At 69.1% G+C, this 23,120-nt stretch carries 27 protein-coding genes; 14 read left to right on the forward strand and 13 right to left on the reverse strand.

Annotated elements, in window-relative coordinates; all coding sequences use genetic code 11:
- Positions 1-53: 53 nt before the first annotated feature.
- From qcrA to ctaE, 3 genes are read right to left on the reverse strand one after another with little or no spacing between them, the layout of a single operon-like run.
- The gene (gene qcrA, locus PV646_RS41450; protein ID WP_500348298.1) at positions 54-1,181 is read right to left on the reverse strand and encodes a cytochrome bc1 complex Rieske iron-sulfur subunit; all 1,128 of its coding nucleotides are present in this window, start codon (positions 1,179-1,181) and stop codon (positions 54-56) included.
- On the reverse strand, positions 1,178-1,990 hold the full coding sequence (qcrC, locus tag PV646_RS41455) for a cytochrome bc1 complex diheme cytochrome c subunit (RefSeq protein ID WP_500348299.1): 813 nt from the start codon (positions 1,988-1,990) through the stop codon (positions 1,178-1,180). Before qcrC ends, qcrA begins: the two co-directional genes overlap by 4 nt.
- A gap of 52 nt (positions 1,991-2,042) precedes the next feature.
- Entirely contained in the window at positions 2,043-2,654 is a 612-nt protein-coding gene (gene ctaE / locus PV646_RS41460) for an aa3-type cytochrome oxidase subunit III (protein ID WP_500348694.1), read from the reverse strand.
- A gap of 90 nt (positions 2,655-2,744) precedes the next feature.
- Between ctaE and PV646_RS41465 the strand changes: the two genes are divergently transcribed.
- The 4 genes from PV646_RS41465 to PV646_RS41480 all read left to right on the forward strand — a co-directional run bounded on the left by PV646_RS41465 (position 2,745) and on the right by PV646_RS41480 (position 5,506).
- Positions 2,745-3,146 (forward strand): hypothetical protein, encoded by a 402-nt coding sequence (locus tag PV646_RS41465; RefSeq protein WP_500348300.1) that lies wholly within the window; start codon positions 2,745-2,747, stop codon positions 3,144-3,146.
- 66 nt (positions 3,147-3,212) lie between these two features.
- Positions 3,213-3,623 carry a hypothetical protein gene (locus PV646_RS41470; protein ID WP_500348302.1) on the forward strand — a complete coding sequence of 137 codons (411 nt, stop codon included), beginning with the start codon at positions 3,213-3,215 and terminating at the stop codon, positions 3,621-3,623.
- 5 nt (positions 3,624-3,628) lie between these two features.
- Positions 3,629-4,669, forward strand: a complete 1,041-nt coding sequence (gene trpD / locus PV646_RS41475; protein WP_500348303.1) for an anthranilate phosphoribosyltransferase — start codon at positions 3,629-3,631, stop codon at positions 4,667-4,669.
- A gap of 144 nt (positions 4,670-4,813) precedes the next feature.
- Positions 4,814-5,506: a lysophospholipid acyltransferase family protein gene (locus tag PV646_RS41480; protein WP_500348305.1), complete on the forward strand. Its 693-nt coding sequence runs from the start codon at positions 4,814-4,816 to the stop codon at positions 5,504-5,506.
- A 133-nt stretch (positions 5,507-5,639) separates the two neighbouring features.
- Here PV646_RS41480 and PV646_RS41485 read toward each other — a convergent pair whose 3' ends face one another.
- Together PV646_RS41485 and ctaC are read right to left on the reverse strand one after the other, a co-directional pair.
- Entirely contained in the window at positions 5,640-6,056 is a 417-nt protein-coding gene (locus PV646_RS41485; RefSeq protein WP_189159179.1) for a cytochrome c oxidase subunit 4, read from the reverse strand.
- A gap of 14 nt (positions 6,057-6,070) precedes the next feature.
- Positions 6,071-7,003: an aa3-type cytochrome oxidase subunit II gene (gene ctaC, locus PV646_RS41490; RefSeq protein WP_500348307.1), complete on the reverse strand. Its 933-nt coding sequence runs from the start codon at positions 7,001-7,003 to the stop codon at positions 6,071-6,073.
- A gap of 193 nt (positions 7,004-7,196) precedes the next feature.
- Between ctaC and asnB the strand changes: the two genes are divergently transcribed.
- Positions 7,197-9,125: an asparagine synthase (glutamine-hydrolyzing) gene (gene asnB / locus PV646_RS41495; protein WP_500348309.1), complete on the forward strand. Its 1,929-nt coding sequence runs from the start codon at positions 7,197-7,199 to the stop codon at positions 9,123-9,125.
- 37 nt (positions 9,126-9,162) lie between these two features.
- On the opposite strand, the gene PV646_RS41500 is transcribed toward asnB, so the two are convergent.
- Positions 9,163-9,927, reverse strand: a complete 765-nt coding sequence (locus tag PV646_RS41500; RefSeq protein WP_500348310.1) for a class I SAM-dependent methyltransferase — start codon at positions 9,925-9,927, stop codon at positions 9,163-9,165.
- Positions 9,928-9,934: 7 nt separating this feature from the next.
- A complete protein-coding gene (locus PV646_RS41505; protein ID WP_500348312.1) occupies positions 9,935-10,909 on the reverse strand; it encodes a carbohydrate kinase family protein in 975 nt (324 codons plus the stop codon).
- Between the two features lie 115 nt (positions 10,910-11,024).
- Here PV646_RS41505 and PV646_RS41510 point away from each other — a divergent pair, with 115 nt between their 5' ends.
- Positions 11,025-11,198, forward strand: a complete 174-nt coding sequence (locus tag PV646_RS41510) for a hypothetical protein (RefSeq protein ID WP_500348313.1) — start codon at positions 11,025-11,027, stop codon at positions 11,196-11,198.
- 101 nt (positions 11,199-11,299) lie between these two features.
- Here the strand turns inward: PV646_RS41510 and PV646_RS41515 are convergent, their stop codons facing one another.
- Both PV646_RS41515 and PV646_RS41520 read right to left on the reverse strand, forming a co-directional pair.
- On the reverse strand, positions 11,300-11,668 hold the full coding sequence (locus tag PV646_RS41515) for a HesB/IscA family protein (RefSeq protein ID WP_500348315.1): 369 nt from the start codon (positions 11,666-11,668) through the stop codon (positions 11,300-11,302).
- 432 nt (positions 11,669-12,100) lie between these two features.
- Complete coding sequence (locus PV646_RS41520) at positions 12,101-13,135, reverse strand: glycerate kinase family protein (protein WP_500348317.1); 1,035 nt, start codon at positions 13,133-13,135, stop codon at positions 12,101-12,103.
- Positions 13,136-13,177: 42 nt separating this feature from the next.
- On the opposite strand from PV646_RS41520, the gene PV646_RS41525 reads away from it, so the two are divergent.
- From PV646_RS41525 to PV646_RS41535, 3 genes are read left to right on the forward strand one after another with little or no spacing between them, the layout of a single operon-like run.
- Positions 13,178-13,816: a DUF3043 domain-containing protein gene (locus PV646_RS41525; protein ID WP_500348318.1), complete on the forward strand. Its 639-nt coding sequence runs from the start codon at positions 13,178-13,180 to the stop codon at positions 13,814-13,816.
- A gap of 7 nt (positions 13,817-13,823) precedes the next feature.
- On the forward strand, positions 13,824-14,456 hold the full coding sequence (locus PV646_RS41530) for a class I SAM-dependent methyltransferase (protein ID WP_500348320.1): 633 nt from the start codon (positions 13,824-13,826) through the stop codon (positions 14,454-14,456).
- A 33-nt stretch (positions 14,457-14,489) separates the two neighbouring features.
- Complete coding sequence (locus tag PV646_RS41535; RefSeq protein WP_500348322.1) at positions 14,490-15,476, forward strand: aldo/keto reductase family protein; 987 nt, start codon at positions 14,490-14,492, stop codon at positions 15,474-15,476.
- 17 nt (positions 15,477-15,493) lie between these two features.
- Here the strand turns inward: PV646_RS41535 and PV646_RS41540 are convergent, their stop codons facing one another.
- Positions 15,494-15,694, reverse strand: coding sequence for a hypothetical protein (locus PV646_RS41540; protein WP_500348323.1), 201 nt, complete (start codon positions 15,692-15,694; stop codon positions 15,494-15,496).
- Positions 15,695-15,712: 18 nt separating this feature from the next.
- Between PV646_RS41540 and cobU the strand changes: the two genes are divergently transcribed.
- From cobU to PV646_RS41555, 3 genes are read left to right on the forward strand one after another with little or no spacing between them, the layout of a single operon-like run.
- On the forward strand, positions 15,713-16,252 hold the full coding sequence (cobU, locus tag PV646_RS41545; protein WP_500348324.1) for a bifunctional adenosylcobinamide kinase/adenosylcobinamide-phosphate guanylyltransferase: 540 nt from the start codon (positions 15,713-15,715) through the stop codon (positions 16,250-16,252).
- 11 nt (positions 16,253-16,263) lie between these two features.
- Entirely contained in the window at positions 16,264-17,403 is a 1,140-nt protein-coding gene (gene cobT / locus PV646_RS41550) for a nicotinate-nucleotide--dimethylbenzimidazole phosphoribosyltransferase (RefSeq protein ID WP_500348325.1), read from the forward strand.
- A complete protein-coding gene (locus tag PV646_RS41555; protein WP_500348327.1) occupies positions 17,400-18,119 on the forward strand; it encodes an adenosylcobinamide-GDP ribazoletransferase in 720 nt (239 codons plus the stop codon). Before cobT ends, PV646_RS41555 begins: the two co-directional genes overlap by 4 nt.
- Here PV646_RS41555 and PV646_RS41560 read toward each other — a convergent pair.
- Positions 18,116-19,207: a branched-chain amino acid aminotransferase gene (locus tag PV646_RS41560; RefSeq protein ID WP_500348329.1), complete on the reverse strand. Its 1,092-nt coding sequence runs from the start codon at positions 19,205-19,207 to the stop codon at positions 18,116-18,118. The two genes, PV646_RS41555 and PV646_RS41560, sit on opposite strands and share 4 nt — an antisense overlap.
- Before the next feature lie 92 nt (positions 19,208-19,299).
- Between PV646_RS41560 and PV646_RS41565 the strand changes: the two genes are divergently transcribed.
- Positions 19,300-19,578: a hypothetical protein gene (locus tag PV646_RS41565; protein ID WP_500348330.1), complete on the forward strand. Its 279-nt coding sequence runs from the start codon at positions 19,300-19,302 to the stop codon at positions 19,576-19,578.
- Here PV646_RS41565 and PV646_RS41570 read toward each other — a convergent pair.
- Entirely contained in the window at positions 19,508-20,743 is a 1,236-nt protein-coding gene (locus tag PV646_RS41570; protein WP_500348332.1) for an APC family permease, read from the reverse strand. The genes PV646_RS41565 and PV646_RS41570 overlap by 71 nt on opposite strands.
- A gap of 199 nt (positions 20,744-20,942) precedes the next feature.
- Here PV646_RS41570 and PV646_RS41575 point away from each other — a divergent pair, with 199 nt between their 5' ends.
- Positions 20,943-22,427 carry a leucyl aminopeptidase gene (locus PV646_RS41575; protein WP_500348333.1) on the forward strand — a complete coding sequence of 495 codons (1,485 nt, stop codon included), beginning with the start codon at positions 20,943-20,945 and terminating at the stop codon, positions 22,425-22,427.
- 57 nt (positions 22,428-22,484) lie between these two features.
- Here the strand turns inward: PV646_RS41575 and PV646_RS41580 are convergent, their stop codons facing one another.
- On the reverse strand, positions 22,485-23,093 hold the full coding sequence (locus PV646_RS41580; RefSeq protein ID WP_500348695.1) for a nucleotidyltransferase family protein: 609 nt from the start codon (positions 23,091-23,093) through the stop codon (positions 22,485-22,487).
- Positions 23,094-23,120 lie beyond the last annotated feature (27 nt).

Here is a 23,120-nt window from a genome sequence, read left to right on the forward strand (position 1 = left end):
CCCTGCGACGCGCGCGGCCGCGTTGGCCGGCTTCGTCGGCGTGGTGATGGCACTCATGACTTCCGCTCCCAGAACGCCGGACCCACAGCCTCGATGAAGTCACTGCGGGCTACCAAGTATCCCTCTTCGTCCACAGTGATCGGAAGCTGCGGAAGAGGACGGGTCGCCGGGCCGAACCGCGGCTTGGCGTATTCGAAGACGTCGAACTGCGACTGGTGGCACGGGCAGAGCAGCAGACCGGTCTGCTGCTCGAACAGCGACGTCGGGCAACCCAGGTGCGTGCAGATCTTCGAGTACGCGTACAGGTCACCGTAGTTGAACTCTTCCTGGCCCGCCCGCTTGGTGACCGGCTGGTTCGGGCGCAGGCGGATGAGCATGACCGGCGCGTCGGCCCGCTTGAGGGCCGCGACCAGGGCGTGCTCGTCGTCGCGCTCGGACTCCCGGAACGGGAACACCGTCTCGAAGCCACCCGGCTCGACGTCCTCGGGACGCACCAGGGAGACCTCGTGGAAGTTGCCGGTGTGGCGGCGAAGGTAGACCTTCTCGCCCTTTTCGGCCTTCCAGCCGGTGTGCCACAGCGAGTTCTTGGTCTCGCTGTCGGCGTGCGGGTTCTTGATCAGCGCGCCCAGCGGGACGGCCGCCACGCCGAGCCCCAGCACGCCGGCGCCGAGGCCCGCGGTGCGCTTGATCAGGCTGCGGCGGGCGATGCCGCTGCGGTCACCGGCGTCGGCGAGCTCCGCGACCAGGGTGGCGCGGTCGACCTCGGCCGACGGACCGTCGTGGCGCTGCTGCACCGCGAGCTCGTCCGGGATGAACTTCTTGGTGTAGAGCAGCGCGCCCACGCCCAGGCCCACCACCGACAGACCCAGGAGCAGGCCGATCAGCGGGTTGTAGAGCATGTGCAGCAGGTGGCCGTGCTCGTTCGAGGGGGACTCGTACTGCCACGGCCAGAACAGGAACACGCCGAGGAAGGCGAGGCCCGCCACCGCGGAGATCATGAACCACAGCGCGACCGAGCGCTGGGCCCGGCGCTCGGCACGGGTGCCGGGGACCGGGAACTTCTCCTCGTAGTGGACGAGCTCGACGCCGTCCATCTTCGTGCCGAGCTTGACGAGGTCGTCCCGGCTCATCTCCGCGAGCTCTGCCTCGCTGGGCAGCTCGATCGGCTTGTCGCCGCTCATGCCTTGGCTCCGATCCAGAGGGTCACGCCGATGAGCGCGGCGATACCCACGATGAACGCGATCATTCCCTCGGTGACGGGTCCGAACCCGCCCAGGGGGTTGCCGCCGGAGTTGTTGTTTCCGTCGGTGACCGACTTGACGTACGCGATGATGTCTTTCTTCTCTTCCGGCGTGAGCTGGCGCTCGCCGAACTTCGGCATGTTCTGCGGGCCGCTCAGCATCGCCGTGTAGATCTGCTCCTCGGACACCCCGTCGAGCGCCGGCGCGAACTTGCCGGACGACAGCGCGCCACCACGACCCGTGAAGTTGTGGCAGCTGGAGCAGTTGAGGCGGAAGAGCTCGCCACCGCGTGCCGGGTTCTCGCCGCGCAGGGCCTCACCGGTCTCGGAGGGCTTCTTCGGGCCCTCGCCGCCGTTCGCGTCGATGTAGGCCATCAGCGCGTTGATCTGCTCGGGGGAGAGCTTCGCGGGCTTGCGGATGGCCTGCGCCTCCTGCCGCGCCATGGGCATGCGGCCGGAGGAAGTCTGGAAGTAGACCGCGGCGTCGCCGACGCCGATCAGGCTCGGTCCACGGTCCTTCACACCTTCGAGAGACTTGCCGTGGCAGCTCTGGCAGGTGTTCAGGTAGATCTGCTCGCCCTGGCGGACGAGGGCGTCCTGCTGCTGCGCCTGGGCGGTCTGCGCCTGGGGCGCGAAAGCGGCGAACAGCATGCCGGCGCTCAGCAGGCCGAAGCCCAGTGCGAGCAGTCCGGCGACCCGGCGACGCAGCTTGGTGCGGGCGCCGCGGGGGCGTTTCGTCGTGGTGGTCATGGTGTGCGGCAACCCTTGCTGTCAGTTCGGGAGCTCGTGGCTGGGGAGCAGGTCAGGGCACGATGTAGATGATGGCGAACAGCCCGATCCACACGACGTCGACGAAGTGCCAGTAGTACGACACGACGATCGCGGAGGTGGCCTGCGCAGGCGTGAACTTGCTCAGCTTCGTCCTGATCAACAGGTAGACGAAGGCGATCAGTCCGCCGATGACGTGCAAGCCGTGGAAGCCGGTCGTGAGGTAGAAGACCGTGCCGTAAGCCGAGGACGGGATCGTGGTGCCGCTCTCGACCAGCTCGATGTACTCGCCTGCCTGCCCGCCGACGAAGATCGCGCCCATGATCAGCGTCACGATGTACCAGCGACGAAGACCGAAGACGTCACCCCGCTCCGCCGCGAACACGCCCCACTGACAGGTGAAGGACGACGCGACCAGGATGATCGTGAAGACCGACGCGTAGGGGATGTTCAGGTGCGTGGGAGGAGGAGGCCATGGCCCCTCGTTCTGGGCCTTCACCGTGAAGAACATGGCGAAGAGGCCAGCGAAGAACATGAGCTCGCTGGACAGCCAGACGATCGTGCCGACGCTGACCATGTTCGGGCGGTTCAGCGAGTGCACGCGCTGGCCGATTGAAGGCGCTGCCGTGGTCACGAGCAGCATTATTGCCTGCGCTATTTCCGTCCGCCCATCGGGTCCTGGGCAGATCATGGGTCGGCTGGGTCACACGCAGGGTGATCGCGAGGAGATCAACGAATGGGCTTGCTGGGCCGATTGCGGGACTTGCTGCACCGACAGGACGAGCCGGCGTTGTCGATCGACGACCCGGACCTGGTCGTGGTGGTCGAGGCGTTCGACGCCGTGGAGGCCGATTCGGCCGCCCTGGCCCGTTCCCCGCGGTGGCGCGCGGACGAGCTCGCGGTGCTCCGGCACCACCTGCGCATCCCCGCTGATCAGGTAGAACGTGCGCGAGAGCTGCTGAGCCCCGACGGCTGGGTGCTCGTCGCCGGTGACATCTCGCACGCCAGCCGGGTGCAGAAGCTGGACGCGTTGCACTGCGCTCAGGAGCGGTCGCGGATGGCCTCGCTGGCGCAACGGCTCGGCGGTGACGCGTTGGGCTGGGACGCCCTGCAGAAGGCGCCCGAGCCGGCCCGATAGCATCACGGCGACCTTGGTCACTTTCTGGTGGCCGCAGTCGGGCAGTCGCAAGCGGAGGATCGAGAGATGAGCACGCAGACCACGAAGATCCTGGTGTTCAGCCACCGGCCCGAGGTGCGTGAGACGATCATCACTGCGGTCGGCCGCCGCCCCGCGCCGGACCTCGCGCGCGTCGAGTACGTCGAGGCCGAGGCCATCGCGGACGTCCTCTACGAGGCGGACAACGGCACCGTCGACCTGCTGATCCTCGACGGCGAGGCACAGCCGACCGGCGGCATGGGCCTGTCCCGCCAACTCAAGGACGAGATCACGAACTGCCCGCCGATCGTCGTCGCGGTGCGCCGCAAGGACGACAGGTGGCTCGCGACCTGGTCGCAGGCGGACGCGGTGCTGGTGCACCCGCTCGACCCGCTGGCCGCCGCCGAGACCGTGGCCGAAGTGCTGCGGGGCTCGGCTGTTCCCGTCGTCAAGGGCTGAGCGCCATGAGCCAGCGCACCTGGCCCTCGCTGCTCAACCGGCTGCTCGACGGCGTCGACCTGACCGCGGACGACACCGCCTGGGGCATGGACCGGGTGATGTCCGGCGAGGCCACCGCGGCGCAGATCGCGGCGTTCATCGTCGCGCTGCGGGCCAAGGGCGAGACGCCGGAGGAGGTCGACGGCCTCGCGACGATGATGCTCGAGCACGCGAACCGGTTCACGGTGGACGTGCGGGCGACCGACATCGTGGGCACCGGCGGCGATCATTCCGGTTCGGTGAACATTTCGACGATGGCCGCGATCGTCACGGCGGCCGCGGGCGTGCCCGTGGTCAAGCACGGCAACCGCGCCGCGTCGTCGCAGTGCGGCACGGCGGACGTGCTGGAGGCGCTGGGCGTCGCGATCGACCTGCCGGCCGAGGGCGTGCGGGAGACCGTGCGCGAACTGGGCATCGGGTTCTGCTTCGCGCCGGTGTTCCACCCCGGCTTCCGGCACGCGGGCCCGGTGCGGCGTGAGATCGGCATCCCGACGTCGTTCAACCTGCTCGGCCCGCTGACGAACCCGGCGCAGCCCACCGTCGGCCTGATCGGCTGCGCGCGGGCGGCCGCGGCACCGCTGATCGCCGGCGTGTTCGCGCGGCGCCGCAACACCGCGCTGGTGGTGCGGGGCGACGACGGTCTCGACGAGATCACCACGACCACCACGACGTCGGCGTGGCTCGCGCAGGACGGCGTGGTGCGCACGGAGACCATCGACCCGGTGGTGCTCGGCGTGAAGCCCGCGCGCGAGGAGGACCTGAAGGGCGGCGACTCGTCGGTCAACGCCCAGGTGGTCCGCGACCTCGTGGCCGGCAAGACCGGTTCGGTGCGGGACGCGGTGCTCGTGAACGCCGCGGGCGCCATCGCGGCGCACGGCGGGTTCTCCGACGACCTGCACGCCGACCTGACGGCCTCGCTGAGCCGTGCGGCCGACGCCGTCGACTCGGGCAAGGCGGCGGCGCTGCTCAGCCGCTGGGTAGAGCTCTCACAGGCTCTGAAGGGCTAGCGAAGCGGTTTCGGTCACGCGTCGTCGCCGACGCGTGACCGTGCTCGCACGACCGCCGCATCGGCGTAGTCCGAGCGAGTGATGGGCCCGAGATGCGCCTCACGTGGTAACGCCGTGGTTACCCCCACCTGGAATGCTGGAGTCATGGCCTTCCTCTACCCGGTGATGAAGCACGTCGTCGCGCGCACCGCCCGTCTCGTCTACCGCCCGGTGGTGGACGGTCTGGAGAACATCCCCACCGACGGCCCCGTCATCCTGGCGGCCAACCACCTCAGCTTCATCGACAGCGTCGTGATCCCGATGGTCGTGCCGCGCCGCGTCTCGTTCCTCGCGAAGGCGGAGTACTTCACCGGAACCGGCCTGAAGGGCTCGCTGTCGCGCAGGTTCTTCTCCTCGCTCGGCCACGTGCCGGTGCACCGCGGCAAGGGCCGTGACGCCCGCGCCGCGCTCGACACGGCCGCCGAGATCCTCGCGCGCGGTGACGCGTTCGCGATCTACCCGGAGGGCACGCGTTCGCTCGACGGCATGCTGCACCGCGGCCGCACGGGCGTGGCGCGCATGGCGCTGGAGTCCGGCGCCCCGGTGATCCCGGTCGGCATCATCGGCACGGACAAGGTGCAGCCGGTCGGCAGCAGGTTCCCGAAGATCGTCCCGGTGACGGTCCGCTTCGGTGAGCCGCTCGACTTCAGCCGCTACGACGGCATGCAGGACTCGCTGCCGGTGCTGCGCAGCGTCACCGACGAGATCATCTACCGCATCCTGGACCTGAGCGGCCAGGAGTACGTCGACGCGTACCAGAAGACGCCGGAGAAGGCCCCTGCGACCGCGGCCGCGTAACTCGCGAGACACACCGAAAGCCCTCCCCGCCTGGTCGAGGCGGAGAGGGCTTTTCGCGTTCTATGCGCTGTGTCACAGAAACGACCGAGGCCCCCTCCGGCGTGGAGGGGGCCTCGGTCGTGAACTGTCTGGATCAGTCGTGGTTCGGGCCGGTGTGGTACTCGAACACCAGGCCGCCGACCGCGATCAGCACCATGACCACGGCGATCACCAGCAGCCAGACGTGCCAGAACGCCAGCGCGACACCCGTGGTCGCCGCCGCCGCGGCGAGACCGACCGGCCAGTACGAGCCCGGGCTGAAGAAGCCCAGCTCGCCGGCACCGTCGGACACCTCGGCGTCGGGGTTGTCCTCCGGCCGCACCTCGATGCGGCGGGCGACGAACCGGAAGTAGGTGCCGGTGATGAGGGCCAGGCCGCCGGTCAGCGCGAGCGCCACCGTGCCGGTGGGCTCGACGTGGCCGGTCGCCAGGTGCGTCCAGTAGCCGTAGACGACGGCCATCAGGAACGAGAAGGCCATCACCAGGTCGAATACGCGAGCTTCGATCTTCATCGCGGGGCGTGTCCCTACTTCTGGCCCGCGCCGGAGGCCTCGCGGGCCGTCCGGTCGGTGTTGAACGGGGTGGTCGTCGTGGCCAGCGGTGAGCACCACTCGTCACAGTTCACCTGAGAGAGGGCCTCGGCCGTGGTGTACGGCTTGCCCGTCTTCTCGTTGATCTCCTTGCGGAGCTCGATGTACTTGTCGAAGTCGGCCTGCTCCAGAGCGCGGACCTCGAAGTTCATCACCGCGTGGTACGAGCCGCAGAGCTCGGCGCAACGGCCGACGAACGCACCGGGACGGTCGATCTGGTCGACCTGGAAGACGTTGTCCTGGTTGTTCTTCTCCGGCATCGGGAAGACGTCGCGCTTGAAGTGGAACTCCGGCACGAAGAACGAGTGGATGACGTCGGTGGAGCGCAACTTGAACTGGATGCGCTTGCCCGCCGGCAGCACCATGATCGGGACCTCGCCCGAGGTGCCGACCGTGCTGACGACGTTGCCCTCTTCGGTCTTGTGGTCCGGGTACTGGAACTCCCAGTTCCACTGGAACGCGATGACGTCGACGTTCACGTCCGGCGTCTTCGACTTGTCCGTGACGTAGTTCTGCGTCACCGCCGTGAAGTAGAACAACACCGCCACGATCACCGTCGGCACGACGATGAGCACGATCTCCAGCGGGAGGTTGTACGCCGTCTGACGCGGCAGCTCTTCGGACTTCTTGCGGTGGAAGACCACCGACCACAGGATCAGTGCCCACACGATGACGCCGACGATGAGCGCGGCGACCACGGACCACGTCCAGAGCTCGCGCATCTTCTCGGCCTGCGGCGTGACGGCCTGCGGCCATCCGAAGCGCAGCACCTCGTCCGTGGAGCAACCGGTGGCCCCGATACCGACCAGGCTCACAAGCCCAGCGGTCTTCACCAGCCGGGATGCCCTGGTGCCCTCCTTCAGGCCCACTGCTCGCCCGCCTCCTCGTTCACAACTACTGGCCATGCCAACGGATCAAGCGGGAGCGTAGCCCAGCGCAACCGCGCTCACCCCTCGGGGGCACCGCCGCTGCGGTGCAGTTTCGGTCACACAAAGCCTCTTCGGCATACTGAGGACTTCCCCGTGGTCTTCTCCTTCGTGTTTCTTGAGAGGTGCGAGAGCCTTGTGCGGCCTGGCAGGACTTGTTTGCCCCAGCGAGACTGAGGCCGAGAACGCCCGTCCGGCCGTGGAGGCGGCGCTGCGCTGCATGCGGCACCGCGGGCCCGACGAGAGCGGCACCAGGCGCGTCGACGAGGTCGTGTTCGGCTTCAACCGGCTCGCCATCATCGACATCGAGCACTCCCACCAGCCGTTGACCTGGGGTCCGGCGGAGTCGCCGAGCCGGTACACGATCAACTTCAACGGCGAGATCTACAACTACCTGGAACTGCGGGCCGAGCTCACCGAGAAGCACGGCGCGGTCTTCCACACCGACGGCGACACCGAGACGATCGTCGCCGCGTACCACTACTACGGACCCGCGGCGATCACGAAGCTGCGCGGCATGTTCGCGTTCATCATCTGGGACGCCGAGCGCGAGATCCTGTTCGGCGGCCGCGACCCGTTCGGCATCAAGCCGCTGTACTGGGCGCAGGGCCAGAGCGGCGTCGCGTTCTCCAGCGAGAAGAAGATCCTCCTGGAGATCGCCTCCTCGATCGGCATCGCGCCGAAGATGAACGTCAAGGGGCTGCAGCACTACCTGACGCTGCAGTACGTGCCGGAACCCGCCTCCCTGCACGACTCGATCTTCCGCGTGGAGTCGGGCCACTCGTTCACGCTGGTCCCGGGCGAGTCGCCGAAGTTCGAGCGGTACTTCCCGGCGCACTTCAAGGTCCGCACGGTCCGCGACGAGGCCGAGGCGAACGCGCTGTACGACGAGATCACCGCCGCGCTGCGCGACTCGGTCGCCAAGCACATGCGCGCGGACGTGACGGTCGGCTCGTTCCTGTCCGGCGGCATCGACTCGACGGTGGTCGCGGCGCTGGCCAAGGAGCACAACCCGGACCTGATCACGTTCACCACGGGGTTCGAGCGCCAGGGGTTCTCCGAGGTCGACGTGGCCGCGGAGTCCGCCGCGCTGATCGGCGTGAAGCACGTGGTCCGCACGGTCAGCGCGCAGGAGATGATGGACTCCCTGCCGTTGATCACCTGGTATCTCGACGACCCGGTGGCCGACCCCGCGTTGGTGCCGTTGTGGTTCATCGCACGTGAGGCGCGTCAGCACGTGAAGGTCGTGTTGTCGGGTGAGGGCGCGGACGAGCTGTTCGGCGGGTACACGATCTACCGCGAGCCGTTGTCGCTGGCGGGCTTCGAGAAGGTGCCCGGCGCGCTGCGCAAGGCCATGGGCAAGGTCTCCACGAAGATCCCGCACGGTGTGCGGGGCAAGGACTTGCTGCGTCGTGGCGCCCTGACGCTGGAAGAGCGCTACTACGGCAACGCGCGCATCTTCCTCGACGACCACCTGCGTCAGGTGTTGAAGACGTACGACCCGGCGGTGTCCCACATGGACGCGACGGCCCAGCCGTACCGCGAATCGCAGGCGTGGGACCCGGTGACGCGCATGCAGCACGTCGACCTGTTCACGTGGCTGCGCGGGGACATCCTGGTCAAGGCCGACAAGATGACCATGGCGAACTCGCTGGAGCTGCGCGTCCCGTTCCTCGACCCCGAGGTCTTCAAGATCGCGTCGCAGATCCCGAGTGAGTTGAAGATCACGAAGGACACGACGAAGTTCGCGCTGCGCAAGGCGATCCGCGACATCGTGCCGGCGCACGTGCTGAACCGCCGCAAGCTCGGCTTCCCGGTGCCGATCCGGCACTGGCTCAAGGACGAGATGCACGACTGGGCCGTCGACATCGTGCGTTCGTCGCAGACCGACCAGTACATCGACAAGACCGCGGTGCTGCGGTTGATCGAGGAGCACCGTTCGGGTGTGCTCGACCACAGCCGCCGGATCTGGGCGCTGCTGGTGTTCATGATCTGGCACGGCATCTTCGTCGAGAGCCGCATCCACCCGGTGGTGCCGGAACCGCACTACCCGGTCAAGCTCTAGCGTTCGTGAGGGCCCCTCTCCGGAGGGGCCCTTCGTGTTATCGGCGGCCTTGCGCGCTGCAGATCGCGTACGAGCTGACGACGGTCTCCGGGGACGCCATGAGCTCCAGGTAGCGGTCGAACTCGTCGTCGGTGAGCGGGAGCTTCGCACGCACCAGGCGCGCGGTCGTGGCGAGCAGGCGGCAGCCCGCGGAACCGCCCTCCCACTCCCGCACCTCACGCGACCCGCTGACGTCGTGGAGTCCCGCGTCGAGCAGCGACCTCTCGATCCGGGCGCCCCACGCCAGTTCGGCGCCGGCCTGGTCGAGCAACGTCAGCAGGGCGTTCTTCACCCGCATGATCAGCTTCGCGTCGTCGGGTGCCGCGGCGAGGACTTCGAGGGGCAGGCAGTCGAACTCCTCGAGCACGAGCCAGCCGCCGGGGCGCAACGAGTCGCGCAGCTTGCGCAGCACGAGTTCGCGGGCGGGCAGGTAGAACAACACCAGACGGGCGTGGACCAGGTCGAACGCGTTGCCCGGCAAGATGCCGGACACCACGTCGTGCTCCAGGACGGTGACGTTGTCGCGTTCCTCGAGCCTGGTCACGTCGATGTCGGTGACCGTCACGTACCCGGACGGGGCGACGACGTCGGCCAGCCAGTTCGTCACCGATCCCCCGCCACCTCCGACCTCGAGGCAGCGCCAGCCGTCCGAGACACCCAGCTGCTCGACGCGGGCGAAGGTGCCCGCGTCGAGCAGTGAGCTCAGCGCGTCGAACTTAGGATCGAGCGACTCACCGGTGTCGCCGAACAGGTACGTCCCCATTGTCCGATCATGGCAGGACGGGAGCGATCTCCTCAGCGGCTTCTGCACCAAACGCGCCACGAATGCGAGCGAGCGCCGACTCGCGCTCCAGCACCCACTCCTGCGTGCCGACGGTCTCGAGCACCTCGACGGCGATGAACGAACCGAGCTGAGCTGAGCGTTCGATGCTCAGGCCCGACGTCAGACCGGCGAGGAAGCCCGCGCGGAAGCCGTCGCCGACACCGGTCGGGTCGGTCTTCGCGACCTCGGGGACGGCGGGGACGTGCAGCGAGAAACCGTGGCGGTCGACGATCTCGACGCCCTTGGCGCCGAGCGTGGTGACGCGCTTGCCGACGCGGGCGAGGACGTCGGCCTCGGTCCAGCCGGTCTTCTGCAGCAGCAGTTCCCACTCGTAGTCGTTGCTGAAGAGGTACTCGGCGCCCTCGACGAAGGCGCGCGCCTGGTCGCCGTCCATGCGGGCGAGCTGCTGCGACGGGTCGACGGCGAACTTGTAGCCGCGCTGACGGCACTCCTCGGCGTGCCGGAGCATGGCCGCGGGGTCGTCGGGGCTGATGACCACGAGCTCGAGGTTCTCGACGCGGCCAGCGATCGGCGCGAGCTCGATGTTGCGCGCCTCGGCCATCGCACCCGCGTAGAAGGACGCGATCTGGCACATGTCGTCGTCGGTCGTGCAGACGAACCGCGCGGTGTGCGCGACGTCGGACACGTACACGCCGGAGGTGTCGACGCCGTGCCGTTCGAGCCAGGAGCGGTAGTCGTCGAAGTCCTTGCCGACGGCACCGACGAGCACCGGCCGGACCCCGAGCACACCGAGGCCGAACGCGATGTTCGCCCCGATGCCACCGCGGCGGACCACGAGGTCGTCGACCAGGAAGCTCAGTGACACACGGTCGAGACGCTCCGCGACCAGCTGGTCCGCGAAACGACCCGGAAAGTGCATCAGATGGTCGGTCGCGATGCTGCCGCACACGGCTAGGGGCACGTCGGCTCCTCTTTTCTTGTTGCGCTACGTGACAAGTCACCCGGACGAGTACCGCCGAGAAGACTACTGTTTGGTAGGGCTACCGCAGGTCAGACCGTCGTCATACGGTCAGAAAGTGACGATCCCAGAGGCCAGCACGATGAGTGAACTGATCGAGGACTGCGCGCAGCTCCCGTTCGCTCTGACCCACCCCGAGCACCCGCTTCCCGCCCCGCGCGCTGCCGCGCCCTGGCAGGTCGACGAGCGGTGCGCCCACCAGGTCGAGGGCCTCGCCGAATACGGCGTCTAGCTTCCCGGTCCGTCCTGGTCGTACCTGACGAATTTCTGGTCCGCACGCGGAGAGGCCGCGTTCCCATCGATGCGGGAACGCGGCCTCTCCGCGTGTTCGCCTTAGTGGAACGAGTCGCCGCAGGCGCAGGACCCGCCGGCGTTCGGGTTGTCGATCGTGAAGCCCTGCTTCTCGATCGTGTCCACGAAGTCGATGACAGCACCCTCGACGTACGGGGCGCTCATGCGGTCGACGGCGACCTTCATGCCGTTGAAGTCGACCATCGCGTCACCGTCGAGCGCGCGCTCGTCGAAGAACAGCTGGTAGCGAAGGCCGGCGCAACCACCGGGCTGGACGGCGATGCGCAGGTGCATGTCGTCGCGGCCCTCCTGGTCGAGCAGCGCCTTGGCCTTGACGGCGGCCGCATCGGTCAGCGTCACGCCGTGGCTGGGCGCCTCGGAGGTCGAAGCGGCATCCTGAGCGGTCGTCATGGCTCTCCTAAGAGGTCCTTTGCGGGCGGTTCACCCATCAACAACACGGGCGTGCCCCGCCTTGTTCCACTACCCATGGTCCCACAACGGCACCTCGTGACGCCCCGGGTGTCGACTGTCACGTGGACCACCTTCGAGCCGGCCGATATGTCGGTGCGCTCGCTGGGGGCGCTGATGGTGATCGCCTGGTGTGCGGCTGGTGATCGCCGGGGTGCTGGGTGGGCGGTCGTCAGGCTGGTTGCCGGGCCGGTGGCTGGGCGGGTGTCTCGGCTGTGCCTGGGCGGTGGCTGGGCTGGTGTCCAGGCGGTGGCTGGGCAAGTTGCCGGGCGGTGACTGGGCTGATGTCTCGGCTGTGGCTGGCCGATCGCCAGGCAGGTTGCTGGGCTGGTGGCTGGGCTGGTGGCTGGGCTGGCCTCTGGTTAGAGGGAGGGTCTAACGCGACCACTGCCGGGCGACGTGTCCGGCCGTTGCAATGACACTTTTGCGGGCGTCCGCAATCGACTTGTGCACAGAGCCGACGTGCTCGGACACCGAGTAGGCGGCGTGCACGCCCGCGGCGCCCATCTCGCGGCGGCCGACGGTCACCTGGCCCGCGATGGCGAGGCACGGGATGCCTCGTTCGGCGGCGCCGCCCGCGACGGCGGTGATGAGCTTGCCTCGGAGTGACTGCCAGTCGAAGCTGCCCTCGCCGGTGATGACGACGTCGGCGTCGTCGAGGGCGGCGTCGAGGCCGGTGAGTGCGCGGACCAGGCCTGCGCCTGACGTCACCGTCGCTCCCAGTGAGAGGAGTGCGGCTCCTAGGCCGCCTGCCGCTCCGGCGCCCGATATATCGGATACGGGCTTGAGGACGTCCATTGCGGCGAGCTTGGCTTCGAGGCGTTCGACGGCTTCTGGGGACGCTCCCTTCTGCGGGCCGAACGTGTGTGCGGCGCCGTGCGGGCCGAGGAGCGGGTTCTCGACGTCGGAGGCTGCCACCAGCGATGTGCCGGTCAGGTCGACGCCCGCGTCCGTCAGCGCGGCGAGCATGCCGGCGCCGCCGTCTGTCGTGCCGGAGCCGCCCAGGCCGACCGTGATGACATCGTTGTCACCCGCCGCTGCCGCGATGAGCTCGCCGACGCCTCTTGTTGTTGCGGTCTCGCAGGTTTGCGGGCGGAGGTCCGCTGGGACGAGGTGGAGGCCGCAGGCCTCTGCGGACTCGATGTATGCAACTCGTGCACCGTCGGTGTGCACGCTGAGCCAGCGGGCTTCGACCAGGTCGCCCAGCGGGCCGGTGACGCTGATATATCGGATATCACCGCCCAGGGCGGCGTGCAGGACGTCGACGAAGCCGGGGCCTCCGTCGGCCAGCGGGCGTTGGGTGACGACGTCGTCGGGCTTGGCCTCGAGCCAGCCGGTGGCGATGGCGTCGGCGGCCTCGCGGGCGGTCAGGGTGCCGCCGAAGCAGTCCGGAGCGATGAGTACGCGCACCTCGCGAAAGGTACAGAAAACCCGCTGCCCTACCCTGATGGTGTGAGGTTCTTGCGCCGCAACTCCGACGACACCGCCACCGCTGAGGCACCCGAGTCCGGTGCCGAGCTCGCCGAGCCGCTCGACAGGGGGCGCACGGCGGCCAAGGGGAAGGCGACGCCCAAGAGGCGCGAGGCGCAAGGCCGGCGCACCGGGCCCGTTCCGGCTCCTCCCCGCACGCAGCGCGAGGCGTTCAAGCGCATGCGCGGCAACAAGGTGAGCAAGGAAGAGCGCCGTGCCGCGGCCACCGAGCGTCGTCAGCGCATGATGGCGGGCGAGGACAAGTACCTGCTGCCGCGCGACCGCGGTCCGGTGAAGGCGTACATCCGCGACCTGGTCGACTCGCGGCGCAACCTCATGGGCCTGTTCATGCCGCTCGCGATCCTGGTGTTCGTGGCGCTGCTGACGCCGTCGCTGGCCGTGCAGCGGTACGCGACGCTCGCGACGACGTTCATGCTGATCGCGATGGTCATCGAGGGCATCGTGCTCGGCCGCCTCGTCACGAGGAAGGTGCGGGCGAAGTTCCCGACCGAGCCGATCAAGGGCCTGTCGATCGGCTGGTACTCGTTCATCCGCGCGAGCCAGATCCGCAAGCTCCGCGTGCCCAAGCCGCGTGTGAAGCCGGGCGACGCGATCAAGTAACCGAGCGGTGCGCGAGAAGCAGCGCAAGCTGCAGCTGCCGGAGAGGCTCCGGTGGGACCACAACGCGTGGTACCGCCGGTGGCTGCTCCGGCAGTTGCCGTCCGGGGCGAAGTCCGCTCTCGACGTCGGCTGTGGCCTCGGTGAGCTGGCGCGGTCGATGAGGGCCGGCGAGGTCACCGCCATCGACGCCAGCGCGCGCATGATCGAACGGGCGGGCGCGACGAGTGACGAGGTCCGATGGATCCACGGTGACGTGCTCACCCACGACCTCGGGCGGTACGACGTCGTCACCGCCGAGGCGAGTCTGCACCACTTGCCTTTGCGAGAGGGTCTAACTCGTCTCTCCGAACTGACCAGGCCGGGCGGGCTGCTCGTCGTCGTCGGGCTCTACCTGACGGCGACGCGGGCGGACAAGGCGATGGAGCTCGTGACGTTGCCCGCGAACGCCCTCGTCGGTCTCGCGAAGGCGACGCGCGGTGATGGCGGGAAGCCGCACGACCCCGAGATGCCCGTCGTGATGACCGCTCCGACCTTGAACGAGATCCGGGCGGCGGCGCGGGAGATCCTGCCCGGGGCGCGGGTGCGCAGGCGCCTGTTCTGGCGGTATTCCATGGTGTGGCACGCGCCCGAAGTTCATTAGCAGCACGAACGATTTCGGTTTAAGCTCGGATGTATGAAGTTCCGTCGACTCGGCCGCAGCGGCCTGTCCATCAGTGAGATCTCGTACGGCAACTGGCTCACGCACGGTTCCCAGGTCGAGGAAGAGCAGGCCCACGCCTGTGTGAAGGCGGCGCTGGAGTCGGGGATCACCACCTTCGACACCGCCGACGTCTACGCCAACACGGCCGCGGAGTCGGTGCTCGGCCGGGCGCTGCAGGGGCAGCGCCGCGAGTCGCTCGAGATCCTCACCAAGGTCTACTGGCCGACCGGCCCCGGTGGTCCCAACGACCGCGGGCTCGGCCGCAAGCACGTCATGGAGTCGGCCAACGCGTCGCTGAAGCGCCTGCAGACCGACTACGTCGACCTCTACCAGGCGCACCGGTACGACCACAGCGTCCCGCTCGAGGAGACGATGCTGGCGTTCGCCGACCTCGTCCGCCAGGGCAAGGTCCTCTACGTCGGTGTCTCCGAGTGGACCGCCGACCAGATCACCCGCGGTGCCGCGCTGGCCCGCGAGCTGAACGTGCCGTTCGTGTCGCACCAGCCGCAGTACTCGATGCTGTGGCGCGTCATCGAGCCGCAGGTCGTCCCCGCGTGCGAGCGCGAGGGCATCAGCCAGATCGTCTTCTCGCCCATCGCCCAGGGCATCCTGACCGGCAAGTACCTGCCGGGCGCCGACGCGCCGGAGGGCTCACGCCTGGCCGACGCGCGGGGTTCGCAGATGATCTCGCGCTGGATGCGGGACGACGTGCTCAACGCCGTTCAGCAGCTCAAGCCGATCGCGGAGGAGGCCGGCATCACGCTGGCGCAGCTCGCCGTCGCGTGGGTGCTGAAGAACCCGAACGTCGCGTCCGCGATCATCGGCGCGTCGCGTCCGGAGCAGGTCGTCGAGAACGTCAAGGCGATCGACGTCGAACTCGACGACGACGTCCTCAAGCGGATCGACGCCGTGCTGGAAGGCGTCATCACCGACGACCCGAGGCTCACCGCCCAGGGCTGATCTACTCGATCCTGTTCTCATTGGGCAGGGTGCAGGCTCATCGGGCCGTAGACCTCGGTTCCCGAGTGCAGCAGCGTGACCTGTTCGACCCCGGCGTCGAGCAGGTCACGCCACCCGGCGCTGAACCACTCCTCGGCCTCGGACTGGTCGGCGAACATCACATCCGGGCCCGCGACGTCGCGTCCCTGTGCATCCTGGTAACGCCAGCGGTATTCCACGGACGAAGGCTAACTCTCTTGTCACGTCGCACGCTCGTGCTCGGTGGAGCACGTTCGGGCAAGTCAGCGCATGCGGAAGGTCTGCTCACCGAGCCGATCGTGACCTATGTCGCCACCGCCCGCCGCTACCCGGACGACCCCGACTGGGACGAACGCATCGCGCTGCACGTCGCGCGGCGTCCGTCCACTTGGCACACGGTCGAGGCGTCCGCGCCGGCCGACCTGCCCGCGTTGCTCACCGCGACGCAGTACGAGGACCCGCCGATCCTGGTCGACGACCTCTCGACCTGGCTGGTCGGCGTCCTCGACGACGCCGGCGCCTGGGAGGGCGACGGCACCGACGCGATCACGCGCGCCGCCGACCAGCTCGTGCGTTCGGTCGCCACGTGCCGGGCCCGGCTGGTGCTCGTGACGGCGGAGGTCGGCCTCGGCGTCATTCCGTCGACGCGCTCTGGCAGGCTCTTCCGCGATCACCTCGGTGCGCTCAACGCGAGCGTGGCCGAGGTGTGCGACGACGTCACCCTGCTCGTCGCCGGCATCCCGTTGACACTGCGTTAAGGAGCGACCAGGTGAGCACCGAGTTCCCGTCGGTTGAACCGCCGGACGAGACCGTTCTGCGCGAGGCCGAGGCCCGGCACGCGGTGCTGACCAAGCCGGTCGGCTCCCTCGGCAGGCTCGAGGAGCTGGGCAACTGGATCGCCGCCTGTCAGGGCGTCGTGCCGCCGAAGCCGTTCGTGCGGCCGCGGGTCGTCGTGTTCGCGGGCGACCACGGCATCACCGCGCAGGGCGTGTCGGCGTTCCCGAGCGAGGTGACCGGCCAGATGGTCGCGAACTTCATGACCGGTGGCGCCGCGGTCAACGTGCTCGCGCAGGTCGCCGGTGCCACGGTCCGCGTGGTCGACATGGCCGTCGACGCGGACACCCCGGCGGCGGTCAGCCAGCACAAGGTCCGGCGTTCGTCGGGGTCGATCGACCGCGAGGACGCGCTCACCCGTGAGCAGTGCGAACTCGCGATCGCGGCCGGCCGCGCGCTCGCCGACGAGGAGGTCGACGCGGGCGCCGACGTGCTCGTCGCGGGCGACATGGGCATCGGCAACACGACGCCCGCCGCCGTGCTCATCGCGTCGCTGACCGGGTCGGAGCCCGTCGCGGTCGTCGGACGCGGCACGGGCATCGACGACCAGGCGTGGATGCGCAAGACGGCGGCGATCCGGGACGCGCTGCGCCGGGCCCGCCTGGTGATCAGCGACCCGGTCTCGTTGCTCGCGACGGCCGCCGGCGCGGACATCGCCGCGATGGCCGGGTTCCTGGCGCAGGCCGCAGTGCGCAAGACCCCGGTCGTGCTCGACGGCGTCGTCGTCGGTGCGGCCGCAGTCGTCGCCGAGGAGCTGGCGCCGGGTGCGCGGGAGTGGTGGGTGGCCGGGCACCAGTCGGCTGAGCCCGCGCACGCGATCGCCCTCGGGCACCTCAACCTGAAGCCGCTGCTGGAGTTCGGTATGCGGCTCGGTGAGGGGTCCGGTGCCGTGGCGGCGCTGCCGCTGCTGATCGCGTCGGTGAAGGTGCTCGCGGAGATGGCGACGTTCGAGAGCGCCGGCGTCACGAACCGGGAAGACACGACCCGGAACGACACGGCCCCCGAAGACACGGCGCCTGAGGACACGGCTCCCGAGACCCAAGAAACCACGGCCCGAGAAACTACGGCTGGGTGAAGCTCGCCTTCTCCTGGCTGACGGTCCTGCCGCTGCGCGTCCCCGGTATCGAACACGGGGTCGACCGCAAGGCGGCGGGGCGGGCCATCGCGTGGACGCCCGTCGTCGGCGTCGTGCTCGGCGCGTTCGTCGTCGGTGTGCTCGAGCTGCTGGCGATATCCAATATATCGCCGCTCGTGGCCGGCTTCCTGGTCGTCGGCGTCGTCGCGCTGTGCACACGCGGTATGCATCTCGATGGATTGGCCGACGTCGCCGACGGGCTCGGGTGCTACGGACCGCCGGAGCGCGCGCTCAAGGTCATGAAGGACGGCGGCGCGGGGCCGTTCGGCGTCGTGTCGCTGATCGTGGTGCTCGGCGCGCAGGCCGCCGCGCTCCCCCACGCCCACTGGGGTGTGGTGCTGCTCGCGTTCGCCACGAGCCGGGCGGCGTTCGGGATCTGCTGCCTGCGCGGTGTGCCCGCGGCACGGCCTGAGGGGCTTGGTGCGCTCGTTGCGGGTACGCAGCACCCGTTGGTGGTCATCGGCACGTGGGTGGTGCTCGCTGCGGCGGCGGTTCCGCTCGGGTGGCGTGCGGTCGTCGCCGTCGTCGTCGCGTTCGCGCTCGTGTGGCTGCTGGTGAAGCACACCGGAAAGCGTTTCGGCGGCATCACCGGTGATGTGCTCGGTGCTGCCGCCGAAATCGCGCTTCTGGTCGTGCTGGTGATCGCTTCGCTCTAGGCCTTGAGGGTCGTCATCCAGCCGTGGGTGTCGGCGGCGTGGCCGTGCTGGAGGCCGGTCAGGCGCTCGCGCAGCTTCTTCGTCACCGAGCCGGTGCCGCCGTCGGCGATGTCGAACTCGCCACCGGCGTGCTTGACGTGGCCGACCGGCGTGATGACCGCCGCCGTGCCACAGGCGAAGACCTCGGTGAGCTCACCGGAGGCGTTGGCCTTCTCCCACTCTTCGGTCGAGATGCGGCGCTCCTCCACGGACAGGCCGAGGTCGGAGGCCAGCGCCAGCAACGAGTTCCGGGTGATGCCGGGAAGCAGCGTGCCGGTCAGTTCGGGCGTGATCACCTTGTCCCCGAAGACGAAGAACAGGTTCATGCCGCCCATCTCCTCGACCCAGCGGCGTTCCACCGCGTCGAGCCAGACGACCTGGTCGCAGCCCTTCTCGGCGGCCTGCGCCTGCGCCACGAGGGACGCGGCGTAGTTGCCCGCGAACTTGGCCGCGCCGGTGCCACCGGGGGCCGCGCGGACGTACTCGGTCGAGAGCCACACGCTCACGGGACGGACGCCGCCCGCGAAGTAGGAGCCGGCGGGAGAGGCGATCAGCACGTAGAGGTACTCGGACGCGGGTCGCACGCCGAGGCCCTTCTCCGTGGAGATCATGAACGGCCGCAGGTAGAGCGACTCCTCCTCGGCCGCGGGCACCCAGCGGTCGTCGACCGCGAGGATCTGCCGCACGGACTCCAGGAAGAGCTCGTCGGGGAGTTCGGGCATCGCCATGCGGCGGGCCGACGCGCGGAAGCGCTCGGCGTTCGCCTCGGGGCGGAAGGACGCGATCGAACCGTCGGGCTGCCGGTAGGCCTTGAGCCCTTCGAAGATCGCCTGGCCGTAGTGCAGCACCATTGCCGCGGGGTCCAGTGCGAGGGTGGAGTACGGGCCGACTTCAGCGTCGTGCCAGCCCTTCTCGCGGTTCCAGCGGATCGTCACCATGTGGTCGGTGAAGTGCTGCCCGAAGCCCGGCTTGGCAAGTACTTCCGCTACGCGTTCCGGGGTCGCCGGGTGCGGGTGGGAAGTCCGGGTGAAAGGCAACTCGCTCGTCATGTGAGCACGGTAACCCGCTGGTCGGGATACGGAAAATCCTCTTCCCAAAACTCGGACGTCCTACTAAGTGAAGCTCGATAGAGTCCCCGGCCATGACCGAGCAGGAAAGATCTTCCAAGGGTGCCGACGTCCGCACCGTCTTACAGGCCGCGCTGCTCGTCCTGGGCACCGGCATGACGCTTCTCGACGGCTGGGTGCTCGGGGGTGTGGGCGGCGTCGTGGGGGCGGTGTTCGCCGCCGGCATCTTCCTGGTCTGCTACTGGGCGATCGTCAAGGAGAAGCCGTCCAACAACGGCCGCGTCATCGGGCTTGCGGTGTGTGTTGCCGTGACGCTGCTCGTCTTCCTCTCAGTGACGCTGTCAAACCAATGAGTCCGGTGCCGGCTCCGAGCCCCGCGATGGAGATCAGCATCGCGGGGATCGGCAGGCTCATGGCGAGCAGCACCGAGAGCCCGAGCCCGAGACAGGCCGTGCGCATGGGCCACGTGCGGTCGTTCTGCAGCAGCACGCGAGCCGACGCGTTCGTGAAGGCGTAATAGAACAACGTCCCGCAGGCCGCCACTCCCAGCGCCGTCCCCAGCGGCATCAGCACGACGGCGAGCGCGGAGGCGAGCACCACGACCAGCGACAACGCGCCGGACCTGAGGCGGGTCGGCAGGTCGCCGTCCTCGGTCAGGCCGGTCAGCGTGCGGTGCGCGGACGTGAGGACGAAGTGCAGAGCGGCCACACCGGCCACCGCGGCGGCGATCTGCACCAGCGGCACGAGCGCGGCCGAGTCCGCCGCGACGAGCGCGTCCCGCAGCGGCGCCGGAGACAACGCGAGGCGCGCGCTACCGAGCTGACGGAGCACACCGGCGCCCACGGCCAGGTAGACGAGGAACGACAGTCCGATCAGGACCGGGATCGCGATCTTCAGCACGGCCACCGGGTGCGGTTTCTCGCCGCGGTGCGGGGCGGTGATGCGTTCGAAGCCCGCGAACGCCATGAACATCAGTCCGGCGACGCCGACGAGTTCGTTGACGGTGCCCGCCTCGCCTGCCGACGGCACGGGCTCGATCGAGAAGCTCGCCGCGACGACCAGCCCCAGCACGACGAGGACGACCACCGACACCAGCACGCTGACACCGGCGGTGAAGCGGAACCCGGCCGCGCCGAGCAGGGCCGTCGTGACGACGAGGACGAGCGCGCCGACCATCGGCTGGCCGGGCACGACGTACGCGCCGAACATCAACGCCACCGCCGCCGCCATCGCGCACCGGCCGAGCAGGTGCGCACTCGCTGTCATCCTTGCGGGCCACACGCCGAGCTGCGCTCGTACGTATCCGTAACCGCCGCCGATGTCCGGGTAGGCCCGGGACTGGTCCGCGGTGGAGAAGGCCGAGCACAGGGCGGCGAGCGCGGAAATGGCCAGCGCCGGGAGCACCCACCAGCCGGCAAGGCTTGCCGCTGGGGCGAATCCGGCGAAGACCCCTGCTCCGAGCACCGCGGGAAGACCGAGCGCGACCGTCGTGACGATCTCGCGTGGCTTGTGGGTCACCGGTACACGTTCTCAGATGCGGCATCCGGCCGTAACCACCCGGTCGACTGATGCGTGAAACGGGCGAATCGCCACTGTGCGCAACTGTCAACGTCACGGATTGCGGCGAACGTGGCGGGGCTGGGCATTGGTGGGACAGTCCGACCTTTAGCATGAGTCACGATTCCGAGCCCCCGATCGCACAACCCTGGAGCAGCACGTGACAGCCCCGAAGCTGGCCCTCACCGAGGGTGACCTGAGCACCACCGCCGCGGACGCAGTCGTCGTGGGCACCCTGCAGGGTGCGGACGGTCTGGAGCTCGCCCCCGGTGCCGAAGCTGTCGCCGCCGCGTTCGACGGCGCGCTGCTCGACGTGCTCGGCACGCTGCGCGCGTCCGGCAAGGCCGACGAACTGGTGAAGGTGCCGACCTTCGGCAAGATCGCCGCCCCGCTGGTCCTGGCCGTCGGCCTCGGCAAGTCCGCCGAAAGTGGTGTCAGTGAGGAGCAGGTGCGCCGCGCGTCCGGTGTCGCCGCCCGCGCCCTGGCCGGCAAGAAGCGCGCGATCAACACCCTCGCCGCGCTGCACGTCGGTGCGGCCGCCGAGGGCACGCTGCTCGGCGCGTACTCGTTCACCGAGTACAAGTCGGACAAGGGCGAGGGCGCGGTCGCGAAGGTCGACCTGCACGCCGCCGGTTCCAAGGAGAACAAGGCCGCGCTGAAGGCCGCCGTCGCGATCGCCGAGTCGGTCGCCATCGCGCGTGACTTCATCAACACGCCGCCGAACGACCTCTACCCCGCCTCGTTCGCCGAGCGCGCCGCGAAGCTCGCCACCGGCGCCGGTCTCGACGTCGAGATCCTCGACGAGAAGGCGCTGAAGAAGCAGGGCTTCGGCGGCATCCTCGGCGTCGGTGTCGGCTCGACCCGCCAGCCGCGCCTCGTGCGCATCTCGTACAAGGGCGCGAAGGCCACCAAGAAGGTCGCCCTGGTCGGCAAGGGCATCACGTTCGACACCGGCGGCATCTCGATCAAGCCGGCCGCGGGCATGGACGAGATGACCTCGGACATGTCGGGTGCCGCCGCGATCGTCGCCACGATGGTGCTCGCCGCGAAGCTCAAGTACCCGCTGGAGATCATCGCGTCGATCCCGATGGCGGAGAACATGCCGTCCGGTGACGCGTACCGCCCCGGCGACGTGCTGACCATGTACGGCGGCAAGACCGTCGAGGTGCTCAACACCGACGCCGAGGGCCGCCTGATCCTCTCCGACGCCATCGTGCGCGCGTGCGAGGACGGCCCGGACTACCTGATCGAGACCGCGACCCTGACCGGCGCGCAGGTCGTCGCCCTGGGCAAGCGCACCTCGGGCGTCATGGGCTCCGACGAGTTCCGCGACCGCGTGGCCGCCATCGGCACCGCCGTCGGCGAGTCGGCGTGGCCGATGCCGCTGCCCGAGGAGCTCCGCGCGGACCTCGACTCGCGCCTGGCCGACCTCGCGAACGTCACCGGGCACCGCTGGGGCGGCATGCTCGCGGCCGGTCTGTTCCTGCGCGAGTTCGTGGCCGAGGGCGTGCAGTGGGCGCACATCGACATCGCCGGTCCCGCGTTCCACACGGGCGGGCCGTACGGCTACACCTCGAAGGGCGGCACCGGTGTTCCGGTGCGGACCATCGCGGCTGTGCTGGCGGACATCGCGGCCAACGGCTGAGTCCTGCTTTCGCAGAACGGGCGGAGATCCCTCGGGGTCTCCGCCCGTTCTGCGTCGTCAGGGCCAGGGAAGGACCGTGAGCTCGGGCCACTGCTCACTCCACCGGGCCGTCTTGGTCTCGTAGACGTGGCGGGGCGCGAGCACCGGGTTCGGCCGGACGACGAGGTTGAACACGTCGGACAGGCCGTGCGGCGCGTAGACCCGCCACCGTCCGTCGGCGTCTGTGCGGATGCCGACGCAGCACGTGGTCGCGGCGAACGAGTCGATGGCCGACTCGGTGGACTTGTGGGGCGGGCACGGCACCCCGAACTTCTCCTCGTACCAGAGGTGCACGCGGGCCTCGTTGCGGATCTCGACGGTCGCGGGCACGCCGGCGAACCGGGCCGAACCGGCCTGGATGACGGCGTCCTCCGCCTCCCAGGACAGGTCCGACGCGTCGAAGTAGAACAGGTCGTAGTCGAGGACGCCCTCGGTCGCGGGCCGGCCGGTCACGACGTTCCACACCGTCTGGAACACGCATCCCGCCGTCAGGTACCACCCCGGCAGGCGCAGTTCGGACGCTCCGGCCAGGACGTCGGTCAGCACCGTGTTGCGGGTGAGGATGCCGCGCAACGCCTCCACTTGTTCGTCGACGAACAATCGTCCTAGCTCCACGTCCACACCCATTTCTCCCGGATTCCCGGCGGCCTCGCC

The organism is Streptomyces sp. ID05-26A (assembly GCF_033794685.1).
Classification (GTDB): Bacteria; Actinomycetota; Actinomycetes; order Mycobacteriales; family Pseudonocardiaceae; genus Lentzea.